General features: G+C 68.3%; 19 protein-coding genes. 9 read left to right on the forward strand and 10 right to left on the reverse strand.

The features are described 5' to 3' along the window. Positions 1 to 201 precede the first annotated feature (201 nt). A complete protein-coding gene (locus F464_RS0104025) occupies positions 202 to 1287 on the reverse strand; it encodes a c-type cytochrome (protein ID WP_018988494.1) in 1086 nt (361 codons plus the stop codon). Between the two features lie 423 nt (positions 1288 to 1710). On the opposite strand from F464_RS0104025, the gene F464_RS0104030 reads away from it, so the two are divergent. Next, positions 1711 to 2079 (forward strand): VOC family protein, encoded by a 369-nt coding sequence (locus tag F464_RS0104030; protein ID WP_026295726.1) that lies wholly within the window; start codon positions 1711 to 1713, stop codon positions 2077 to 2079. Between the two features lie 21 nt (positions 2080 to 2100). On the opposite strand, the gene F464_RS0104035 is transcribed toward F464_RS0104030, so the two are convergent. The 3 genes from F464_RS0104035 to F464_RS0104045 form a co-directional block, all read right to left on the reverse strand. Next, a complete protein-coding gene (locus F464_RS0104035) occupies positions 2101 to 2937 on the reverse strand; it encodes an alpha/beta fold hydrolase (protein WP_040394402.1) in 837 nt (278 codons plus the stop codon). Positions 2938 to 3027: 90 nt separating this feature from the next. Then, the gene (locus F464_RS0104040) at positions 3028 to 3582 is read right to left on the reverse strand and encodes a hypothetical protein (protein WP_018988497.1); all 555 of its coding nucleotides are present in this window, start codon (positions 3580 to 3582) and stop codon (positions 3028 to 3030) included. 46 nt (positions 3583 to 3628) lie between these two features. Further along, entirely contained in the window at positions 3629 to 4114 is a 486-nt protein-coding gene (locus tag F464_RS0104045) for a hypothetical protein (protein ID WP_018988498.1), read from the reverse strand. A gap of 140 nt (positions 4115 to 4254) precedes the next feature. Here F464_RS0104045 and F464_RS0104050 point away from each other — a divergent pair, with 140 nt between their 5' ends. The 8 genes from F464_RS0104050 (at position 4255) to F464_RS0104090 (ending at position 11907) form a co-directional block, all read left to right on the forward strand. Further along, entirely contained in the window at positions 4255 to 5367 is a 1113-nt protein-coding gene (locus F464_RS0104050) for a branched-chain amino acid ABC transporter substrate-binding protein (protein ID WP_018988499.1), read from the forward strand. 538 nt (positions 5368 to 5905) lie between these two features. After that, on the forward strand, positions 5906 to 7021 hold the full coding sequence (locus F464_RS0104060; RefSeq protein WP_018988501.1) for a branched-chain amino acid ABC transporter substrate-binding protein: 1116 nt from the start codon (positions 5906 to 5908) through the stop codon (positions 7019 to 7021). A gap of 274 nt (positions 7022 to 7295) precedes the next feature. Beyond that, the gene (locus F464_RS0104065) at positions 7296 to 8228 is read left to right on the forward strand and encodes a branched-chain amino acid ABC transporter permease (RefSeq protein ID WP_018988502.1); all 933 of its coding nucleotides are present in this window, start codon (positions 7296 to 7298) and stop codon (positions 8226 to 8228) included. A 17-nt stretch (positions 8229 to 8245) separates the two neighbouring features. Continuing rightward, positions 8246 to 9346, forward strand: a complete 1101-nt coding sequence (locus tag F464_RS0104070; RefSeq protein WP_018988503.1) for an ABC transporter permease subunit — start codon at positions 8246 to 8248, stop codon at positions 9344 to 9346. Continuing rightward, positions 9343 to 10119 (forward strand): ABC transporter ATP-binding protein, encoded by a 777-nt coding sequence (locus tag F464_RS0104075; RefSeq protein WP_018988504.1) that lies wholly within the window; start codon positions 9343 to 9345, stop codon positions 10117 to 10119. The genes F464_RS0104070 and F464_RS0104075 overlap by 4 nt, the downstream gene beginning before the upstream one ends. Then, on the forward strand, positions 10109 to 10843 hold the full coding sequence (locus tag F464_RS0104080) for an ABC transporter ATP-binding protein (protein ID WP_018988505.1): 735 nt from the start codon (positions 10109 to 10111) through the stop codon (positions 10841 to 10843). Before F464_RS0104075 ends, F464_RS0104080 begins: the two co-directional genes overlap by 11 nt. Positions 10844 to 10962: 119 nt before the next feature. Beyond that, on the forward strand, positions 10963 to 11421 hold the full coding sequence (locus F464_RS27840; RefSeq protein WP_018988506.1) for a GFA family protein: 459 nt from the start codon (positions 10963 to 10965) through the stop codon (positions 11419 to 11421). 69 nt (positions 11422 to 11490) lie between these two features. After that, positions 11491 to 11907, forward strand: a complete 417-nt coding sequence (locus tag F464_RS0104090) for a hypothetical protein (protein ID WP_018988507.1) — start codon at positions 11491 to 11493, stop codon at positions 11905 to 11907. Between the two features lie 302 nt (positions 11908 to 12209). Here the strand turns inward: F464_RS0104090 and F464_RS0104095 are convergent, their stop codons facing one another. The 6 genes from F464_RS0104095 to F464_RS0104120 are packed head-to-tail and all read right to left on the reverse strand — an operon-like array spanning position 12210 to position 19455. Continuing rightward, positions 12210 to 13055 (reverse strand): fumarylacetoacetate hydrolase family protein, encoded by an 846-nt coding sequence (locus F464_RS0104095; protein ID WP_018988508.1) that lies wholly within the window; start codon positions 13053 to 13055, stop codon positions 12210 to 12212. Between the two features lie 4 nt (positions 13056 to 13059). After that, complete coding sequence (locus F464_RS0104100; protein WP_018988509.1) at positions 13060 to 13938, reverse strand: SDR family NAD(P)-dependent oxidoreductase; 879 nt, start codon at positions 13936 to 13938, stop codon at positions 13060 to 13062. Beyond that, positions 13871 to 16510, reverse strand: a complete 2640-nt coding sequence (locus tag F464_RS0104105; protein ID WP_018988510.1) for a PEP/pyruvate-binding domain-containing protein — start codon at positions 16508 to 16510, stop codon at positions 13871 to 13873. Before F464_RS0104105 ends, F464_RS0104100 begins: the two co-directional genes overlap by 68 nt. Next, the gene (locus F464_RS0104110; protein ID WP_157353543.1) at positions 16507 to 17487 is read right to left on the reverse strand and encodes a peptidase U32 family protein; all 981 of its coding nucleotides are present in this window, start codon (positions 17485 to 17487) and stop codon (positions 16507 to 16509) included. Before F464_RS0104110 ends, F464_RS0104105 begins: the two co-directional genes overlap by 4 nt. Then, entirely contained in the window at positions 17484 to 18431 is a 948-nt protein-coding gene (locus F464_RS0104115; protein WP_018988512.1) for an ABC transporter substrate-binding protein, read from the reverse strand. The genes F464_RS0104110 and F464_RS0104115 overlap by 4 nt, the downstream gene beginning before the upstream one ends. Continuing rightward, a complete protein-coding gene (locus F464_RS0104120) occupies positions 18421 to 19455 on the reverse strand; it encodes a peptidase U32 family protein (protein WP_157353544.1) in 1035 nt (344 codons plus the stop codon). The genes F464_RS0104115 and F464_RS0104120 overlap by 11 nt, the downstream gene beginning before the upstream one ends.

The raw sequence follows: 19455 nt of genomic DNA on the forward strand, positions 1-19455 counted from the left end.
CGTCACACCCCTGAAAAGAATTGTAACAGTATGGAAGATTGGCGAAAAGCTCGACCGGAATGGGTACGCGCTACGCATTTCGGGTACGGGATGCACCCTGCCCGGCGGATCTCGAAAGAATGTGCCCGGTGCGCGAAAAACGCGAGGAGGCCCGGCACTCCGGGCCTCTCCAAAATATCGCTACCCCGATCGGCGAGCGGGCTAATACCCGAGCGACTTGCGCGCCTGGCTGAGGGCGTCCGTGATCGGCTGGAACGGGCCGTAGATGTGCTGGCTGCGCGGGAAGGCGGGCGGATTGGCGGGGTCGATCGACCATGCGCCGGCCGCGTCCTTGCGCGGCATGGTGAAGTCGTAGCTGGCGTCAACCGCACGCTTGAGCGCGTTCGGCACCCCGTCGGGGCCCACGCCGACCCAGTCCTCCGTGATGTGGCGCGGGTTGAAGGGGCGCGGCTTCGACAGCAGGTAGGCGGTGACGTCCCACGCATCTTCGGCGGCCATCAGCGTGTTCGGGTCGAGGGCATTCACCTTGTCGTGCGGCATGTTGCTGTAGACGAAGGCCGCTGCGGTCTGCAGCCGCCCCATGCCGGCCATCAGGCCGTGGCTGTTCGCCTCCCACAGCGCGGGGTAACGGAAGCGCTTCTCGTCGTCGCGCCACACCCCCGAACCGTCTTCCTGATGGCAACTGCGGCAGCGGTCCTGGTAGATGTTGGCGCCGCGCGTCGGACTGGCGGCTCGCGACAGGGCTGCGGGCTTGCGGGTCTCCTGGCCCGGCACCTGCTGCCAGGTGTAGCCGGGCTGCAAGCCGGTCGACAGGAATTCGACGTAGGCGATGAGATCCTTCATCCACTGGCTGTCGGTGGGGATCATCTCGCCCGCGAGCGAGCGCTCGAAGCAGCCGTTGATGCGGATCGGCAGGTCGCGTGCGACGTTCTCGCGTGCGCTGAACTTCGGGTCCGCGTATTCGATCGCGGCGACGACCAGCGGCACCGCGTAGGGGCGCGTGCCTTCGTCCATGTGGCAGTTGCCGCAGGCGAGCTTGTTGCCGACGTAGGGCTTGCCGTTCGCGGCGACGTTTCCGCTTTCGGCGCCGAGATAGCGGTAGGTCGAGCGGAAGATGTCCTTTCCGCGCGCCGCCGACGTGCCCATCAGGCCGGGGTCCGGAATCTGGTAGGCGGGCGCGTAGAAGGCATTGTAGTCGGCGGGATCGGTCCCGCTGCCGGCGAGCGCGCCTGCGGTTGCGGCGCCGAGGGCGAGTCCGAAGAGGACGCGCAGGGTGCGATGTGACATGTCGGTATTCCTCCGGTTGTCGAACGCTGGAGCCGGGGCCGCCTGCATTGGCCGCGGCGCGGGTGTTGCCCTATGTACCCGCGCAGGCTACGCGCCCCGATCCGGTGAAAAAATCCAGACGATGGAGTGCAGGACTAGATGAATGACTCTATTGACAGGGTCATCACACTTTGCTTGCGAAAGCTGCGCTTGCCGCGCGCGTGCGCCGGCGGACGGGCGATCGGGCGGTCGGATCCGCACCGCCGCCATGCGCCTTGCGCTTTCCCGCACGGGTGCTAGCGTGAAGCATCGGTGCCCGCGCGAGCGTGTACCGGCGGTCCGCCGTGCGCAATCATCACGGCGGCTCTCTCACTGGGGGCCAGCCCCGGGACCGGACGCAGAATCCGGAATGAGCTGCGGCCTCCGTTTCGGCAGCAGATCATCATGACCACACCCCGACTCGGATTGAAACGCGTGAAGGTCGTCGCGCTCGCTGTGCGCGACCTTGCGCGCGCAATCAGCTTCTATGGCGAAACGCTCGGACTGCCCCCGGCCAGCGAAGGCGGCCGGCAGGTCGGTTTCGAACTCGGCGGCACCGTGCTGATGCTGAAGGACGACTGGTACGGCACGCCGACCGCGGAGCCGAATCCGCGCATCACGCTGGAGTGCGCGGACGCGCGCGCACTGGAAGCCGCCCTGCGCGGACACGACGTGAACATATCGGATGCCGTCGAGCTCTACGACGGCGCCCACTACATCGGCGCCTTCCTCGACAGCGAGGGCAACAAGCTGTGGTTCTGCTCGCCCAAGTAGTGCCCCGTCCGCCGCCCGCGCTCAGTCTTCGCTGTCGATGAAGTCGAGCACGTCCCGTGCGAAGCGCTCGCGCTGCCACAGGTGCGGCGCATGGTCGACGTCTTCGTAGATGTGCAGCAGCGCATTGGGGATGTTGTCGCGCACGTAGTGGGCGGTGCGGGTGTGGTAGAAATTGCTCGCTCCGCCATAGACCAGCAGCGAGGGGACGTCGATCCTTTCCAGCACGTCGCGGTAGTCGGCCGCGGCGAGGCTGGACCAGCAGTCGATCAGCGGCTGCGGCGCCATCTCGCGCAGGCGCTGGCGCGCAAGCGTCATCCCTTCGCCGTTCTCCACGTACTTGCGCCGCGCACGCTCGTTGAGGCTCTGGCCGACCAGGCGCAGCACGCCTTCGGCGAAGTCTTCCTGCAGCGAGCGCACGAAAGCGGCGTTGCGCGCGGCGTCGAAGTCGGCGTAGATGCCCCAGCGCCAGTGCTCGTCGGTGAGGATGCGCGGCGACTGGTCGATGATCACGAGCTTGCGCAGGCGGTCGCAGCCGAAATCGCGGATGTATTGCCACAGCGTCAGCGCGCCCATCGAATGGCCGATGACGACCGCGTCGCGCAGCTTCCAGTGCTCGAGCATCTGCTCCAGGTCGCGCGCCATGCGCGCCGCGCTCACGGGGGTGTGCGCGTGCGGGGCATGGCCGCCGTGCCCGCGCGCATCCCAGCGGTACACGCGATGGCGCGCGGCGAAGGCCTCTATGAAGGGGCTCCAGTCGCGGTGGCTCGCCGTCCAGCCGTGCAGCAGCACGAGCGGCGCCCCCTCGCCTTCGATCTTCACGTGGATGTGTTCGCCGTCGTCGGCGAGAAAATGGCTCATTGCGTGGATCATCGCGCTACCCGCTGCCGGTGTGTGTTGCACCGCAGTATAAACGGTGACCGTGCCGCGACTGGCGGCCGGCGGCACGGATCAGCCGGCGAACGGGGCAGCCATCATCAGGTGGCGTGGGCGCAGGGGACTCGACGGAACACGCGGAAACGCCGGAAAGCCGATAGATCCGCCCATTACCGGCCCGTCGGGCGCGAAGATGTAGGTGCGGCTCGTGCGCACGACCTTGCCGTCGATGAAGTGCACGTTGAAATAGGTGTAGATGCCCGGTCCGTCGTTCTCGATGTTCCAGTCCCACACTTCCTCGCCGCTCAGGCGGAAGAATTCGACCGTGCGGTGAGTGCCGAGCAGGCGCGACACCTGCTCGCGCGTCATGCCACGCTCGACGCGCGTGAGGTTCTCGAAGGACAGCGCATTTTCCTGCCGCAACACGGCCCCCGAGGCATCGACGGTCACCATCAGCGTGACGTGACCGAAGGGTTGCGTCGGGTATTCCAGCGTGCGCGTGCCGTCCTCGTTCTGCCAGCGCCGCGCCGGCTCGCCATGCACGGCAATGGCCTCGGCTTCGCTCGCCACCGGACGGAAGCCCCCCACCTGCGCGCAGCCGGCAACCAGCGCCGCCACCACGAGCAGCATGGCGATGCGGCTCCGTCCTGCCTTCGTTGCAGCCCTTGTCACGACCTCACCCCCGCAGTTCGACATACCGGCTCGTGCGCGCGACACGCGCGTCATCGTTGAAATGCACCAGGAAGAACACCGGATCGCCCGAACCCTCCTTGCCGACGCGCCAGCCCCACACGGTTTCCTTCGCGAGTTCGAAACGCTCGCGCGTGCCCGGCGCGCCCAGGATGCGCCGCACTTCGTCCCCGGTCATGCCTCTTTGGATGCGCCCGAAGTTGTTTTCGTTCAGCACCTGATCGACCTTGCGCAGCACATCGTCGGTGCCGATCGTGATCATGAAGCACTCCGTGCCCATGGGCTGGCGCGTGTATTCCCACGTCACCGAGCCGTCATCGTTGTGCCATTCCATCTGCGGCGGGCCGAAGCGCTGGCGCACGTCGGCGGCGGTCGACACGCCCGGCTCCAGCTCCTTCAAATTGAAGTGATCGCATGCGGCGAGCCCCAGCGCCGCAAGCAGGCTGCACAACAGGGCGAACAGGCGATTCATCGGGCACATTCTCCTCAAAGGTGACGGGCAGCCACATTATGTCGGCGCACGCCGGGCGTGGGCTAGAATCGCACCATACCGGGGCGCGGCACAATCGCGAACCGGCCCCTGTCCGCATACAACGCTTCGGAGAACGGTTCATGAAGAAGACCCTGATCGCCCTCGCACTCGTCACCGCCGGCCTGTCGGCCGCCCACGCCCAGACCGTCGTCAAGATCGGCCACGCCGGCCCGCTTACCGGCCCGATCGCCCATATCGGCAAGGACGGAGAAAACGGCGTACGCCTCGCGATCGAAGACGCCAACACCAAGGGCACCACGATCGGTGGCCAGAAGGTCAAGTTCGAACTCGTCAGCGAGGACGACCAGGCCGACCCGCGCACGGCGACCACCGTCGCGCAGCGCCTGACCGACGCCGGCGTCAAGGGCGTGGTCGGCCACGTGACCTCGGGCGCCTCGATCCCCGCCTCGCGCATCTACGAACAGGCCGGTGTCCCCGTTATCACCCCGTCCTCGACCAGCCCGAAGCTCACCCAGCAGGGCTACAAGGTGACGTTCCGCGTCATCGCCAACGACCTGCAGCAGGGCGCGGCGATGGCCAAGTATGCGAACAAGCTCGGCGCGAAGAAGATCGCGATCATCGACGACCGCACCGCCTACGGCCAGGGCCTCGCCGACGCCTTCGCCGAGAGCCTGAAGAAGGAAGGCCTGCAGGTCGTGGGCCGCGAGTTCACGACCGACAAGGCGACCGACTTCACCGCGATCCTCACCAAGCTCAAAGCCAAGCAGCCCGACGCCGTGTTCTTCGGCGGCATGGACGCTCAGTCCGCACCGATGCTGCGCCAGATGCGGCAGCTGGGCATCGCCGCGAAGTTCCTCGGCGGCGACGGCACCTGCACGGGCGAGATGATCAAACTCGCCGGCGACGCGATCAGCGGCGACACCTACTGCACGCAGGCCGGCATCCCGATGGACAAGATGCCGGGCGGCGGCGCGTTCAACAAGCGCTTCAAGGAAGTCTACAAGGGCGACGTGCAGCTCTATGCGCCGTACAACTATGACGCTGCAATGGCGCTGATCGAGGCGATGAAGGCCGCCGGCTCGGTCGAACCTGCGAAGTACCTGCCCGCACTGCAGAAGCTCAACATGCAGGGCGTGACCGGCAAGATCGCCTTCGACAAGAACGGCGACATCCTCGACGCCGGCGTGACGCTGTACCGCTTCCAGGGCGGCAAGTGGGAAGCACTGAATTGATGGCGTGAAGCGCCCGCCGCGCACCACGGCCGTGCGGCAGGCGGACGAAGATGAACTGGATCGGGGCGCTGCGGCGCCCCTTTCCTTTGCCGCCGCGCGCCCGGTTCCCGGCCCGGCCCGGCATCCGGCCGGTGCGCACGGACTGCATTAGGGTTTTCCACAGTCTGGCATGACTTGTGCGTTGCATCATGCGTGCAAACACAGGCCGCACCGTTCGAAACCCGCACCAACAGATGATCCTTGCTGCCGACATAGTCTTCCGTCATTGGCAATGACTGCATGCCGGCATTCGATGCTGCACTGCAAAAAGCACAAACCGGCACATCACTGTTGCAATTTGCGCATCACGGGCCGTTTTTGGGCAGAATACGCGGACTTTTCAGCCCCCCGGGACCGTTGCAAGGCTTCGGTGATAGTCGGGAGCGAACAGAAAAGCGGTATCACGTGCAGCACCCTGACGGCCCTTCGGCACTCACAAAGCGCCAGAAGTGTCGCCCAGGCCTTCAATCTCACGAATCGATCTCGCTGGAGGAGAAACATGAAGCAAACCGTCGTCGCACTCGCAATCATGGGAATCGGACTGTCCGTCGCCCAGGCGCAGGAAATGGTCGTCAAGCTGGGCAGCGTCGCCCCGCTCACCGGCACCATCTCCCACCTCGGCAAGGACAACGAGAACGGCGCACGTCTCGCGGTCGAGGACGCCAACGCCAAAGGCATCACCATCGGCGGCAAGAAGGTCAAGTTCGAACTGATGGGCGAGGACGACCAGGCCGACCCGCGCACCGGCACCACGGTCGCGCAGCGTCTCGTCGACGCCGGCGTGAAGGGCGTCGTCGGCCATCTGAACTCCGGCACCACGATCCCGGCATCGCGCATCTACAATCAGGCCGGCGTGCCGATGATCTCGCCCTCGGCGACCAACCCGACGCTCACCCGCCAGGGCTACAAGGCGGTGTTCCGCACCATCGCCAACGATGTGCAGCAGGGCGGCGTGCTGGGCAAATTCATCGTCGGCCCGCTCGCGGCCAAGACCGTCGCGATCATCGACGACCGCACCTCGTATGGCCAGGGCCTCGCCGACGAGACCGAGAAGGCGGTGAAGGCGGGCGGCGGCAAGATCGTCGCGCGCGAATTCACGACCGACAAGGCGACCGACTTCAACGCGATCCTGACCAAGATCCGCGGCGCCAAGCCCGACGTGATCTTCTTCGGCGGCATGGACGCCCAGGGCGGCCCGATGCTGCGCCAGCTCAAGCAGCTCGGCGTCGAAGCCAAGTTCGTCACCGGCGACGGCGGCTGCAGCCCCGAGATGATCAAGCTCGCGGGCGATTCGATCGGCGCCAACGCATACTGCTCGATGGCTGGCCTGCCGCTCGAGAAGATGCCGGGCGGCACCGAGTTCCGCAACCGCTACAAGGCGCGCTTCAACGCCGACGTGCAGATCTACTCGCCGTATGCGTACGACGCAGCGACGGCGATGATCAAGGCGATGCAGGCGGCCAACTCGACCGAGCCGGCCAAGTACCTGCCCGAGCTGAAAAAGAGCAGCTTCCCCGGCGTGACCGGCACGGTGGCCTTCGACGATCTGGGCGACATCAAGGACGGCGCCATCACGATGTACCAGTTCAAGGCCGGCACCTGGGCCGCGATGTAATTCCGGCGGTCATTCCGGCTTGCCGATCGGGATGACCCGTAGCGGGGGTTGCGATCACGCAGCATGATCGCACCCCCTTTTTTGTGACTCTGGCGACATGTAACCCGATGTTTTTTGAGCTCTTCAGCGGTCCGGCCGGCACACCCGCGCCGACCCTCATGCGCACGCGAACGGCGCGCGCCGAAACCGCGTCCGAACGGCGGACCGGCCTCACGACGGCCACCCCGCATCATTCATCCCTGTGCGGTCCGCACCCGACATTCCGAGGGTAAACATGGAAATCTTTCTTCAACAGATCGTGAACGGCCTGGTCGTCGGCAGCGTGTATGCGCTCGTCGCCCTTGGCTACACGATGGTTTACGGCATCCTGGGCCTGATCAACTTCGCCCACGGTGACCTCGTGATGGTCGGCGCACTCACCGCGCTGCAAACGATGATGTTCCTGATGGGCGTCGCCCCCGGCATGTCGCCGATCGCGATGCTGACCCTGTCGCTGCTCGTCGCGATCCCGGTGTGCATGCTGCTCGCCTTCACGATGGAGCGCCTCGCCTACCGCCCGCTGCGCAACGCGCCGCGGCTCGCCCCGCTGATCACCGCGATCGGCGTGTCCTTCCTGCTGCAGACCCTGGCGATGATCATCTGGGGCCGCAACTATCACACCTTCCCGCAGCTGATCTCGACGACCCCGCTCCAGCCGATCGAGGGCGTCTTCATCACGCCGATCCAGATCACGATCATCATCGTTTCCGCGCTGATGATGGCCGGCCTGGTGCTGCTTGTGACCAAGACCAAGCTCGGCCGCGCGATGCGCGCGACCGCCGAGAACCATCGCGTCGCGGCGCTGATGGGCGTCGACACCAACATGATCATCGCGCTCACCTTCGTCCTCGGCGCCGCACTCGCGGCCGTTGCCGGCGTGATGTTCGCGAGCAACTACGGTATCGCGCACTACGGCATGGGCTTCATGCCGGGCCTGAAGGCCTTCACCGCGGCGGTGCTGGGCGGCATCGGCAACCTCGGCGGCGCCATGCTGGGCGGCATCGTGCTGGGCCTGGTCGAATCCTTCGGCGCCGGCTACATCGAGCACCTGACCTTCGGCTTCCTCAATTCGTCCTACCAGGACATCTTCGCCTTCATGATTCTCGGCCTCGTGCTCATCTTCAAGCCTACCGGCCTGCTGGGTGAGCGCGTGTCCGACCGGGCCTGACGCGGGAGTACGCAACCATGAATGAACTCGCACTGGCCGTTCCCTGGCTGGGCAAACGCAACCCGCTGGCCGCGCGCTGGCTCGTGATCGCGATCGCGATCGGCGCGCCGATCGTCGCGATGATGTTCGGCCGCACCTGGGTGCGCGTGCTCGACTTCGCGCTGCTGTACATCCTGCTGGCGCTGGGCCTGAACCTCGTCGTCGGCTTCGCCGGCCTGCTCGATCTCGGCTACATCGCGTTCTACGCGGTGGGCGCCTACACCGCGGCCTTCCTCGCGTCGCCACATTTCGACGTGCACCTGCCGATCTGGATCGTGCTGCCGCTGGCGGCCTGCTTCGCTGCGACGGCAGGTATCACGCTCGGCTTTCCGGTGTTGCGATTACGAGGGGATTATCTTGCGATCGTCACGCTCGGCTTCGGCGAGATCGTGCGGATCTTCATGAACAACCTGAACTACCCGATCAACATCACGAACGGGCCGCAGGGGATCAACTCGCTCGACCCCATCATGCTGTTCGGCTGGGATCTGTCGCGCAACATCCAGGTCACCGAAGACCTCGCGATCAACTCGCTGTTCCTGTATTACTACTTCTTCCTCGCCTGCGTGGTCGGCTCGATCATCTTCATCCAGCGCCTGCAGATCTCGCGCGTGGGCCGCGCATGGGCCGCGATGCGTGACGACGAGCTCGCCGCCAAGGCGATCGGCATCAACACGCGCAACATGAAGCTGCTGGCGTTCTCGCTCGGCGCGACCTTCGGCGGCGTGTCCGGCGTGTTGTTCGGCACCTTCCAGGGTTTCGTGTCGCCCGAGTCCTTCTCGCTGATGGAGTCGATCGCGGTGCTGACGATGGTGGTGTTCGGCGGCATGGGCAACGTCGCCGGCGCGATCGTCGGTGCGATCATCCTGTCCGCACTGCCCGAAATCCTCCGCCACCTCGCCGTGCCGGTGCAGAACGCCCTGTTCGGCCACGTGCTGCTCGACCCCGAGGTGCTCCGCATGCTGCTGCTGTCGCTCGCGATGATCCTGATGATGCTGCTCCGCCCGTCCGGCCTGATCCCGGCCAACGCCAAGTACTCCCACATCCGCTACCTGAAGGCCAAGGGGGTGACCGAATGATCACCCTCCTCGAAGCCCGCAACATAGGCAAGCGCTTCGGCGGTCTGCAGGCACTCTCGGACGTGTCGCTGACGATCCGCAAGGGCGAGGTGTACGGCCTGATCGGCCCCAACGGCGCCGGCAAGACCACTTTCTTCAACGTGCTGACGGGCGCCTACACGCCCGACGGCGGCGAGTTCGTGTTCAACGGCGCGCCCCTGCCCTCGGGCAAGCCGCATCTCGTGGTCGCGCAGGGCATCGCACGCACCTTCCAGAACATCCGCCTGTTCCGCGAACTGAGCGCGCTCGAGAACGTGATGGCGGGCCACCACATCCGCACGACGGCGAACGTGTGGGGCATCCTCACGCAGAACAAGCACACCGTCGAGGAGGAGCGCCTGACCACGGAGCGCGCCTACGAGCTGCTCAAGTACGTAGGCATCGAGCGCTTCGCGACCGCAACGGCGAAGAACCTTTCCTACGGCGACCAGCGCCGGCTCGAGATCGCGCGTGCGCTCGCGACCGAACCGCAGCTGCTGGCGCTGGACGAGCCGGCCGCGGGCATGAATGCGACCGAGACCGTGCAGCTCAAGAACCTGATCGAGCAGATCCGCGGCGACGGCATCACCGTGCTGCTGATCGAACACGACGTGAAGCTCGTGATGGGCCTGTGCGACCGCGTTGCGGTGCTCGATTTCGGGCGCAAGATCGCCGAGGACGTCCCCGCCGAGGTGCAGAAGAACGACGCCGTGATCGGCGCCTACCTGGGCGGAGGCCAGAAAAATGCACACTAACCCGATCTCCCCCCTGCTGCAGCTCTCCGCCATGAAGGTCGCCTACGGCGGCATCCAGGCCGTGAAGGGCATCGACCTGGAACTGTACCGCGGCGAGCTGGTGAGCCTGATCGGCGCCAACGGCGCCGGCAAGACCACCACGCTCAACGCGATCGCGGGCAGCCTGAAGATCGCCGATGGCGAGATCCACTACGAGGGCGAGAAGGTCCACGTGCTGCCTGCGCACAAGCGGCTGCGCCGCGGCATCGCGCTGGTGCCCGAAGGGCGTGGCATCTTCACGCGCCTGACGGTGGAGGAAAACCTGCGCATGGGCGCCTACACGCGCAACGACAAGGCCGCCATCGAGCAGGATCTGGAGCGCGTCTACACGATGCTGCCGCGCGTGAAGGAGCGCCTGGCGCAGATCGCCGGCACGCTGTCGGGCGGCGAGCAGCAGATGGTCGCGATCGGCCGCGCGCTGCTGTCGCGCCCCAAGCTGCTGCTGCTCGACGAACCGTCGATGGGCCTCGCGCCGCTGGTGGTAGAGAAGATCTTCGAGGTCGTGCAGTCCGTCGCCAAGGAAGGGGTCACGATCCTGCTCGTCGAGCAGAACGCCAACCTCGCGCTGGAATTCTCGCAGCGCGCCTACGTGATGGAATCGGGCAAGATCACGCTGACCGGCTCGGGGGCGGAACTGCTGACCAATCCCAAGGTGCGCGCCGCCTACCTGGGCGAAGCGGCCTGAGCGCAGCCGGATTCGGACTCAAACGGGCGCGGGGCGAAGAGTTCCGCGCCCGTCGTGCGTTTACGGACCTGGAATCGCCGGCACCGCCCGATACCGCCGGCTTCACGAGGAACATCACCATGCACGCACATTCGCTGCGCGGCGGCTGCCACTGCGACGCCATTCGCGTCGAACTCGAACTCCCGCGCGCACCGGCCACCTATACCCCGCGCGCCTGCGACTGCGACTTCTGTCGCAAGCACGGCGCCGCCTACCTTTCGGATCCCTCCGGACGCCTGCACATCGAGATCCGCGACCCGGCGGCCGTCGGGCGCTATCGGCAGGGGAACGCTCTGGCGGAGTTCCTCCTGTGCAAGACCTGCGGGGTGCTCGTCGCAGTGGTCTATGCAGACGGCGCAGACCTCTATGCGACCGTGAACAGCCGCGTCATCGAAGGCGACCCCGGCTTCCCGGACGCCACGCCGGTGTCGCCGCAAACCCTGAGTGCGCACGACAAGGTGGCGCGCTGGAAGGCAGTCTGGTTCGCGGATGTGACAGTTGCAGGGAACGAGAGTTTAATCGTACGAGAAAATGGATAAGCCATCGTTGACACCTGTGATTTTGTGACAGAATTCGCTGCCTGATGACAGGAAGGGAAGTGCGGAAAGATGATCATTTCAGGGTTTCAAAATCTATTGGAGGCTGCTCGTCGGCAACCAGAGCCGCAGCGGTTGTTGTTCGTTTTCGTGCGTGCGGAATTGCCTGAAAACGCCTCTGCGGAAGAAAAGCGCATCTTTGAAAATGGTCAGGGGGGCGCGCTGATTCCTGTAATGTACGTAGGCAAGAAAACCAACGAAATCCAGAGCTTCGCTGAACTGGTGGAAGAATCACGCCACACCGGACAATCCTGGGATATGGTGTTTGTCGGCTGCCTAAGCGGGCAAGGAGACAGAGAACCAAGCGACGAGGCGACACAGCAGGCACTGGAAACCATGGTCAAATCGATTCAGGGCGGTGTGGTCAACCATCTGCTGATCTATCGCCCGGACGGGCAGCAAGTCAGTTTGCCCCAAGCACCCGGCTAGGCATCGAGGAAATGCGCGCACTGGCCAGCATGCATAGTGCGCCCGATTGAATTACGCCCGATTTGGAAATAAATCTGAAAAGCGGCTAAAGCCGACTGTGCTGGCCGCTGCTAGCTTCTCTGGAACGGCCGCTTCCTGTTCGTTAAGGTGCCATAGCGGTTGCGAATGTCATCAGTCGGGTCAGGGTCGTTTGCCGTCGGCCATGATCCCGCGTGTCCGCACCCGGGCTCCCGGCCAATAGGGGCGGCGGATCGCGCAGATTTCCGAACTTCCCCGTCTCTTCCGGGCGAAACCCGCGTACCTCAGGCGGCCGGGCCCGCCACCCGCGAACATTGCTCCCCCAGCCCCGAAATGCCTAGCCGCATCGTTTCGCCGTGCCGCAGGTAGCGCGGCGGGGAGCGGAGGAAGCCGCTGCCGGGCGGCGTGCCGGTGAGGAGCACGTCACCGGGGAACAGCGTCATGTAGCGGCTGGCGCAGGCGACGAGTTCGGCGCAGGTGAACCGCATGTCGGTGGTGTTTGAAGCCTGCATCGTTTCGCCATCGAGGGTGAGGCGGAGGTCCAGCGCCTGCGGGTCGGGGACTTCGTCGCGGGTGACGAGCCAGGGGCCGAGCGGGCAGAAGGTGTCGCAGCTCTTGCCCTTGTCCCAGGTGGGGCCGCGCTCGAACTGGAAGCCGCGCTCGGAGACGTCGTTGGCGATGCAGTAGCCGGCAACGTGCTCGAGCGCGCGATCAGGTGACACGCGGCTCGCGCGGCGGCCGATCACCAGCGCGAGTTCCACTTCCCAGTCGCCCCGGGTGGCGCCCGGCGGCAGGCGCACGGCGTCGCGCGCACCGCACAGCGACGACGGGGCTTTCAGGAACAGAATCGGTTCGTCGGGCAGGGTGTGGCCGGCGGCGGCGTGCGCGCGATAGTTGAGGCCGGCGGCGACGATCTTGCCGACATGGGCCACGGGCACGCCGAGGCGCGGGCGACCGGGCACGGCGGGGAGCGCGCGCGGGTCGAGGCGGCGCAGCGCGGCGAGGCGGACCGGGGCGAGGGTCGCGGCGTCGATGTCGGCGACGTGGGTGGAGAGGTCGCGCAGCACGCCCTCGGCATCGATCAGGCCGGGCCGTTCGCGCCCGCGCGGGCCGTAGCGGACGAGCTTCACGGGCTCACGCCGGCCAGGTGTGGCTGCCGCCCGCGTTCATCGCGAGATTGCCGCCGTCGGCCGGCAACAGCACGCCGTTGACGGCGCGCGCGGCGTCGGAGGCGAGGAAAACGGCCGGGCCGACGTAGTCCTCCGGATCGAGCAGGCGCCCCTGCGGCAGGCCGGCGAGGATGCGCGGCAGGACGTGGTCGCGGAAGCGCGGCGTTTCGAGGTGGGCGCGCAGGCCAGGCGTGAGGGTCTGCGCGGGCAGGATGGCGTTCACGCGGATGCCGGCGCCGGCGTATTCGACGGCGAGTTCGCGCGTCATCTGGTGCACGGCGGCCTTGGTGCAGCCGTAGGGCAGCGCGCCGCGCCCGAGCGCCGATTCCCCGGCGTTGGAGCCGATGTTGATGATGCTGCCCTGCCCCGCCGCCAGCATGCGCCGCAGTGCGGCCTGGCAGCACAGGAAGTAGCCGGTAAGATTCACGGCGAGCATGCGCTCCCAGTCGGCGGCGGCGAGTTCGTGCGGACGCACGCGCGCAGGAAAGGCGAAGGGGACGTTCACGAGGATGTCCAGGCGGCCGATGTCGTCGTCGATCGCATCGAACAGCGCCTCCACGGCGGCGGCATCGGCAATGTCGGTGACGCGCGCGAGCGGCGCGGGGCTGCCCGGGGCCAGTTCGCCGGCGAGTTCGCGCGCGGTTTGCGCGAGGCCTTCGGCGTCGATGTCGGCGATTGCGACGCGGGCGCCGGCGCGCGCGAGGCCCAGTGCCAATGCGTGGCCGATGCCGCCGTTGGCGCCGGCGCCGGTGACGAGCGCGACGCGGCCGTCGAGGTCAAACCGGGGCGAGGTGGGCGGTGGGTTGTGCGGCGAGCGGGGCGGCGGGGTCGTGGCGGGATTCATCGGCAGAGGCTCCGGAGGCGGATTCGAGCAGGGCAATGCGTCCGCTGGCACCGTCGAGGACGATGCGCGCACCGTCGGCAATCAGGCGCGTCGCGTCGGGCAGCGCGATCGCGGGGATGCCGGCTTCGCGCGCCTGGCAGGCGCTGTGGGCGAGGAGGCCGCCGACTTCGACGACGAGCCCCGCGACGATGCGGAACAACGGCGTGACGCCGAGGTTGGCGGCGCGCAGGACGAGGATTTCGTCGCCGCGCCAGCCTTCGGGCGGCACCGGCTGGCCGGGGGCGAACACGCGCGCGATGCCGCAGACCTTGCCGGCCGACAGCGCTGTGCCGTTCCAGGCGCGCCCCTCGCCCGCCTCACCGGCGCGCGCACTCGGCACGCCGATGGCGTCGAGGCGCGAACCGAACACGACGGACGGGACGCAATGGAGGCGCGCGGCGAGACGCGCCATCGCGTGCTCGGCGGCACGGCGCTCGGCGCGCCGGCGCAGGCCTGCGGGGTCGCGCAGCGCGGCAGGCAGTTCGCGCGTTTGGAGGTGGAAGATCAGCCCGTCCGGCCAGTCCAGGTGGGCACCGAGGCGCAGCGCGGCGCGCCGGATCAGGGCATGGACGGCGGTGTAGTGGTGCTTGATCGTCTCGCGCAGCGGCAGGAAATGCTGCGCGAAGGCGAGCGCTTCGAAGAGCGCCGCACGCTCCGCTTCGTCCACGCCGGCGGTGGCGAGCCGCTCCCCGAGCTCCGCTTCGGCCGCGCGGCGCGCGGCCTGCTGGCGCGCGAATTCCGCAGCGGGCCGGCGGCCGCTCGCACGCAGGTTCGCGAGCAGTTCGTCGAAGCGTCCGGGATCTTCGGCCAGGCGCGGCTCGGCAAGTTCGAGTTCGTTGTCGGCGCAGTGGCCGTACGCGGCGAGGTAGTCCGCGCGGCTGCGGCGCCCCGCGGCGACCTCCTCCAGCCACAGCGCCTGGCGCGTGATCAGGCTGCCGGGCAGGCCGGACAGCAGGCGCGCGCACAGCGCCTCGCCGTCCATCCCGAAACAGGCTTCGAGGCTGCGGCGGACTTCGGCCGCGAAGTGGAAGCCGAGCCGGGCGGCGATGACGAATTCGACGCAGGGCCCAGTGCGCAGGAAGCGCACGAGCTCCGAAACGGCGGCGACCACCCTGCGCGGATCGCCGACCCTGCCGGTTTCGGCGAGCACGGCGGGCACGCCGAGGCGCGGCTCGACCTGCGCCTCGTAGCGGGCGAGGAAGTCGCGCGCCGCGACACGCAAGGCCTGCTCGAAACGCGCCCGGGCGGCCGCGGCCGGTGCGTCGAGGGGAAGCCGGCCGTACAGGCGCACTTCGGGGTAGTTCGCGAGCGAGGGGTCGGCCGCGATGCGCTCGAGATAGGAGTCGACCGCCGGTTCCCCACCGTCGCCGAAAGTCGCGGCGTCGACTTCCAGGTTGAAGCAGAGCTGCCCGGCGACCAGCTCGTACAGGTGATCGACGCAGCGCGCATCGAAGCGGTAGCCGAGGCGCCTGCGGCCGCTCACGATCGCGCCGCGACGGCCGGCAAAGCTGTCGCGGAACAGACCGAAACTCATCGCCGTCGGCGTCGGCAGCAGTTCGCCGACGTTGCCGTTGCTGAGCACGAGCTGGCTGCCGTGCAGCACGCCGCGCCGGCGCAGATCGACGAACTTGCGCGCAAGGCGCCGCCGCTCGCCGGCGAGATAAGTCTCCAGCCCCGCGCCGCCTGCCGTGCCCGCGGCGGCGAGCGGACGCGCCTGCAGCAGCCACACGCCGCACAGGTCGACGGCGAACTCGACATCCTGCGGGCCACCGAAGAAGGCCTCGGCGCGCAACGCGAGCTGCGCGACCGCGCGCGCCTCGCCGGGCGTCAGGCAAGCGACGCGCGCGCGCTGCACACGCACCGGGTGCAAGCCATCGACGGCGAGTGCCTCCTCCTTGTGGCCGATGCGCTTGCGCAGCAGGCGTCCGGCGTGCGAGAGGACGAAGCTGTCGCCGGCATGCCGGCCCGCGGCGAGCGGTTCCGCCAGCCCCCATACGGCATCGATATGCACCTCGCGGCGCCGGGTGTCGAGCGGTGCGCGCGTGTAGGCGATGCCAGCGGCGATCGCCGGGACGAGGCGCTGCACGAGGATCGCCAGCGCCGCGTCGGCGTGCCCGAGCCGCGCGCGGTACTCGGCTGCGGCCGGTTCCGCCCACGACGCGATGCAGCGTTCCATTGCGGCGGGCAGCGCCGCCTCGCCCTGCACGCCGAGTTCGGTGGCGTAGACGCCGGCGTAGCTCGCGCCCTCGCCGTCCTCCTCGATCGCGGAACTGCGCACCGCGACGCGCCCGCCGAGCTCGCGATAGGCCGCCTGCAGCGCGGCACGAACGTCCTCGCGGGCAGCCCCGCCCGCGCGCCACGCCGCGACGGCCGCCGCGGTGACACAGAAGCCGGGACTCACCGGGAAGCCCGCGGCGAGCAGCAGGCCCTGGCGCAGCGCCTTGTTGCCCACCGCGCGAGCGTCCGCCGGCGTGAGCGCGGCGAGGTCGCGGATCCAGGCGGACGCCGCCGGGGCGCCCTCCCCGATACTCACGCCGCGACTCCGGCATGGAGCGCGCGTCCCGCCCGTTCCGCGCCGCGGATGCGGGAGTCGTCGCGGTTGTCGCGCTCGCCGCTCCAGCGGTCCTTGAGCTCCAGCCATTCCGGCGCGAAACCTTCGACGCGCTCGCCGCGCAGCGCCGCGTCCAGCACGCGACGATAGAAGCCGACGATGTCCGCGACGAGCGGCGCGGAGCGTTCGCGCCCCGGAATCTTGAAGCGTTCGACGCCCATCGCGACGTATTCCGGCACTTCCCACAGCAGCAGCTCGGGGCTGCTCTTCAGGCGCGGCGAATCGGGATGGCGGCGCTCGCCGGCGGTGAGCGACCACTCGCCGCGGCAGATGCGGTAGCAGCTGCCGCCGCGCGCCGCCGAGCCGAGGTAGAGATCCTTGTCGTCTTCGCCACGCAGGTGCTTCACGTGGAAGTAGCTGCTCGAATAGCAGCGCCCCGGGCAGATGCGCCCGCGATGCGGGTTCTGGAACAGGAAGGCTTCGAGCTTCATCGGGCTCGCGGCGCGGATCTGCGCTGCCTCGGCGACACCCCAACGGTAGGGCAGCACGACGTAGTCGGCCCCCAGCTCGTCGTAGAAGCGCACGTCCTCGACGTTGAACACGCCGGCGGTGACGCTGACGTGGATGTCCAGCGCGGGATGCGCGCGGCGCACCAGCGGGATCAGGCCGGGGTCGCAGACCATCACGCCGCTCACGCCGATCTTCGCGAAGCTCGCGACGCGGTCGAGGAAGAGGCCGACCTCGCCGGGCGCGGGCATCACGTTGATCGCGACGCGCACGTCCTTGCCGTCGCGCGCGGCCTCGGCGACCAGTTCGGCGATCGCGCCGTCGTCGAGCTCGTCGGTGGCCGGGCGGCGGCTCCAGCCGCGCGGGCCGACGTAGACCGAATCGGCACCGCGCGCGAGCGACGCGTAGGCCATTTCGAGGCTGCCACCGGGGGCCATCAGGATCGTCATCATTCACCTCGGGAAAGGAGGCCGGCGGCGAGGAGGCCGGCCGGCAGTGCGTTTCGGGGAGCGCCGGGGGGCGCCATCAGCTCGGCAAGTTCCTGCAGCCGCGCGGCCATCTCCGGCGCCCACGCCAGCCCGACGCGCGCGAGCCACTTGCGCCGCAGCGCGGCGCCGGCCCAGCTGCCCGCGGGCACGCCGGCGATACGCGACCATAGGCCGGGATCCGCGCGCAGGCGCGCCGCCGCCGCGCCCGCCGAGCGTACGAAGCCCTGCAGCAGCGCGGGCGCCGAACGCGACAGGTCCTCGTGGCACGCGAAGAAACTCGTCGGCACCTGCGGCCGCGGCACTGGAAAGTTCGCAAGCAGCCCCGCCAGGTCGCAGACCTCGCGGAAGGCCCCGCCCGCGACGAGTGCGGGCACCTGGTGCCAGTACAGCAGCGCGGCATCGAGCCCGCCGCCGCAGAGCGCATCGTGCAGCGCGCTCTTCGAGCCGGCAGTGACGCAGCACGACACTTCGGCCGGATCGAAATCGTGGCGCAGCCGGCACGCGGCGCGCAGCAGCAGCCAGTTCTTGTCCTGCGCATGCACGACGCCGATGCGCTTGCCCGGCAGGTCCGTGAGGCCGCGCAACGCGCCCCTGCGCGGGGCGACGAGGCCGCCGAAGATCGCGCCGTAAGGTGCGACCGCGACGAGCGGCAGGCCGGCCGCGCGATGGCGCGCGAGCGACAGCCAGTCGCTGTCGATGAGCTCGACCTCGCCGTCGATCAGCCGCGCCTCGGTCGCGTGGCGCTCGCCGCACATGCGGTCGTCGCCCAGTTGCAGCGCGAGGCGATAGCCGTTGGCCTCGTCGAGGCCGCAGGCGACGATCGCGCGCATCAGCCATGCGCCGCTTCCGGTGGCCTCGAAGGCGGCGCGCAGGGTGGGCAGCGCGTCACGCGCCGTCTCAGCTGACATAGCTCGCCGCCCGGTCCATCAGGGTGTCGACGCGCTTTGCCTTCTCCCGCACCCAGCGCACGCGCAGTTCGGCAAGCTCTGCGGTGTGGTGGCCGAGATCGGCCGCGCCGGCGGCGACCTCGTCGATCGCGCGGCGGTAGAAGCGCACCAGGTCGCGGATCATGCCGACCGGCCGTTCGCGCCCGGAGAGCTTGAAGCAGCTGACCCCGGCCGCGACGAAGGCCGGCAGCTGCGCGAGCATCAGGCGGGCGTCGCGGCGCAGCTTGATCTCGACGGGATCGCTCCCCACCGCGCCGAATTCCCAGTTCGCCTGGCACACGCGATAGCACTCCTTGGCGCCGCGGTTCGCGCTGCCATGGAAGTCGCGGTTGCCCTCGACCTCCTTCCAGTCGCGAAAGCGCAGGTAGCTGCTCATGATGCATTTGCCGGGGCACAGCTTGCCGGTCTGCACCGTCTCGAACAGGAAGGTCTCCAGCCCGATGTCGCTCGCGCGCCGCACCGCCTCGATCTCGGCGACGTCCCAGCGGTAGGGCAGGATGATCACGTCCGCGCCGGCGTCGCGGTAGAAGGCCGCATCGGCGAGGTTGCTGATGCCGCTGCCGATGCTCACGTGCAGCACCGTGTCCGGAATCTCGCGGCGCAACGCGCGCAGCAGGCCCACGTCGGTGACGATGAACCCGGACGCGCCATCGGCCGCGTAGCGCAGCGCCTTGTCGACGAAGCGGCCGAAGTCGTATGGCGTCGGGAAGGTGTTGAGCACCACGCGCAACTCCGCGCCGCGGCTGCGGGCGTAGGCGGCCGCCTCGCGGATCGCGTCGTCGCTCATCTCGGACTCGTAGGGGCGGCGCGAGAAGCCGAGCGGTCCGACGTAGATGATGTCTGCGCCCTCATCGACCGCCGCGTGCGCCATCTCGAGCGAACCGGCCGGGGCGAGCAGCTTGGCGCCAGGCCTCGCGCCGGGCCGCCCCAAGGAGGCCTGCGCCCCCTTGGGGGGCAGCGAACGAAGTGAGCGTGGGGGCACCAT

The organism is Aromatoleum toluclasticum ATCC 700605 (assembly GCF_000378245.1).
GTDB lineage: Bacteria > Pseudomonadota > Gammaproteobacteria > Burkholderiales > Rhodocyclaceae > Aromatoleum > Aromatoleum toluclasticum.

Bases quoted from the DNA above. Each gene is read 5' to 3' on its own strand.
- F464_RS0104025 (WP_018988494.1), bottom strand. From the start codon at position 1,287: ATGTCACATCGCACCCTGCGCGTCCTCTTCGGACTCGCCCTCGGCGCC.
- F464_RS0104030 (WP_026295726.1), top strand. From the start codon at position 1,711: ATGACCACACCCCGACTCGGATTGAAACGCGTGAAGGTCGTCGCGCTC.
- F464_RS0104035 (WP_040394402.1), bottom strand. From the start codon at position 2,937: ATGAGCCATTTTCTCGCCGACGACGGCGAACACATCCACGTGAAGATC.
- F464_RS0104040 (WP_018988497.1), bottom strand. From the start codon at position 3,582: ATGCTGCTCGTGGTGGCGGCGCTGGTTGCCGGCTGCGCGCAGGTGGGG.
- F464_RS0104045 (WP_018988498.1), bottom strand. From the start codon at position 4,114: ATGAATCGCCTGTTCGCCCTGTTGTGCAGCCTGCTTGCGGCGCTGGGG.
- F464_RS0104050 (WP_018988499.1), top strand. From the start codon at position 4,255: ATGAAGAAGACCCTGATCGCCCTCGCACTCGTCACCGCCGGCCTGTCG.
- F464_RS0104060 (WP_018988501.1), top strand. From the start codon at position 5,906: ATGAAGCAAACCGTCGTCGCACTCGCAATCATGGGAATCGGACTGTCC.
- F464_RS0104065 (WP_018988502.1), top strand. From the start codon at position 7,296: ATGGAAATCTTTCTTCAACAGATCGTGAACGGCCTGGTCGTCGGCAGC.
- F464_RS0104070 (WP_018988503.1), top strand. From the start codon at position 8,246: ATGAATGAACTCGCACTGGCCGTTCCCTGGCTGGGCAAACGCAACCCG.
- F464_RS0104075 (WP_018988504.1), top strand. From the start codon at position 9,343: ATGATCACCCTCCTCGAAGCCCGCAACATAGGCAAGCGCTTCGGCGGT.
- F464_RS0104080 (WP_018988505.1), top strand. From the start codon at position 10,109: ATGCACACTAACCCGATCTCCCCCCTGCTGCAGCTCTCCGCCATGAAG.
- F464_RS27840 (WP_018988506.1), top strand. From the start codon at position 10,963: ATGCACGCACATTCGCTGCGCGGCGGCTGCCACTGCGACGCCATTCGC.
- F464_RS0104090 (WP_018988507.1), top strand. From the start codon at position 11,491: ATGATCATTTCAGGGTTTCAAAATCTATTGGAGGCTGCTCGTCGGCAA.
- F464_RS0104100 (WP_018988509.1), bottom strand. From the start codon at position 13,938: ATGAATCCCGCCACGACCCCGCCGCCCCGCTCGCCGCACAACCCACCG.
- F464_RS0104110 (WP_157353543.1), bottom strand. From the start codon at position 17,487: ATGATGACGATCCTGATGGCCCCCGGTGGCAGCCTCGAAATGGCCTAC.
- F464_RS0104115 (WP_018988512.1), bottom strand. From the start codon at position 18,431: ATGTCAGCTGAGACGGCGCGTGACGCGCTGCCCACCCTGCGCGCCGCC.
- F464_RS0104120 (WP_157353544.1), bottom strand. From the start codon at position 19,455: ATGGTGCCCCCACGCTCACTTCGTTCGCTGCCCCCCAAGGGGGCGCAG.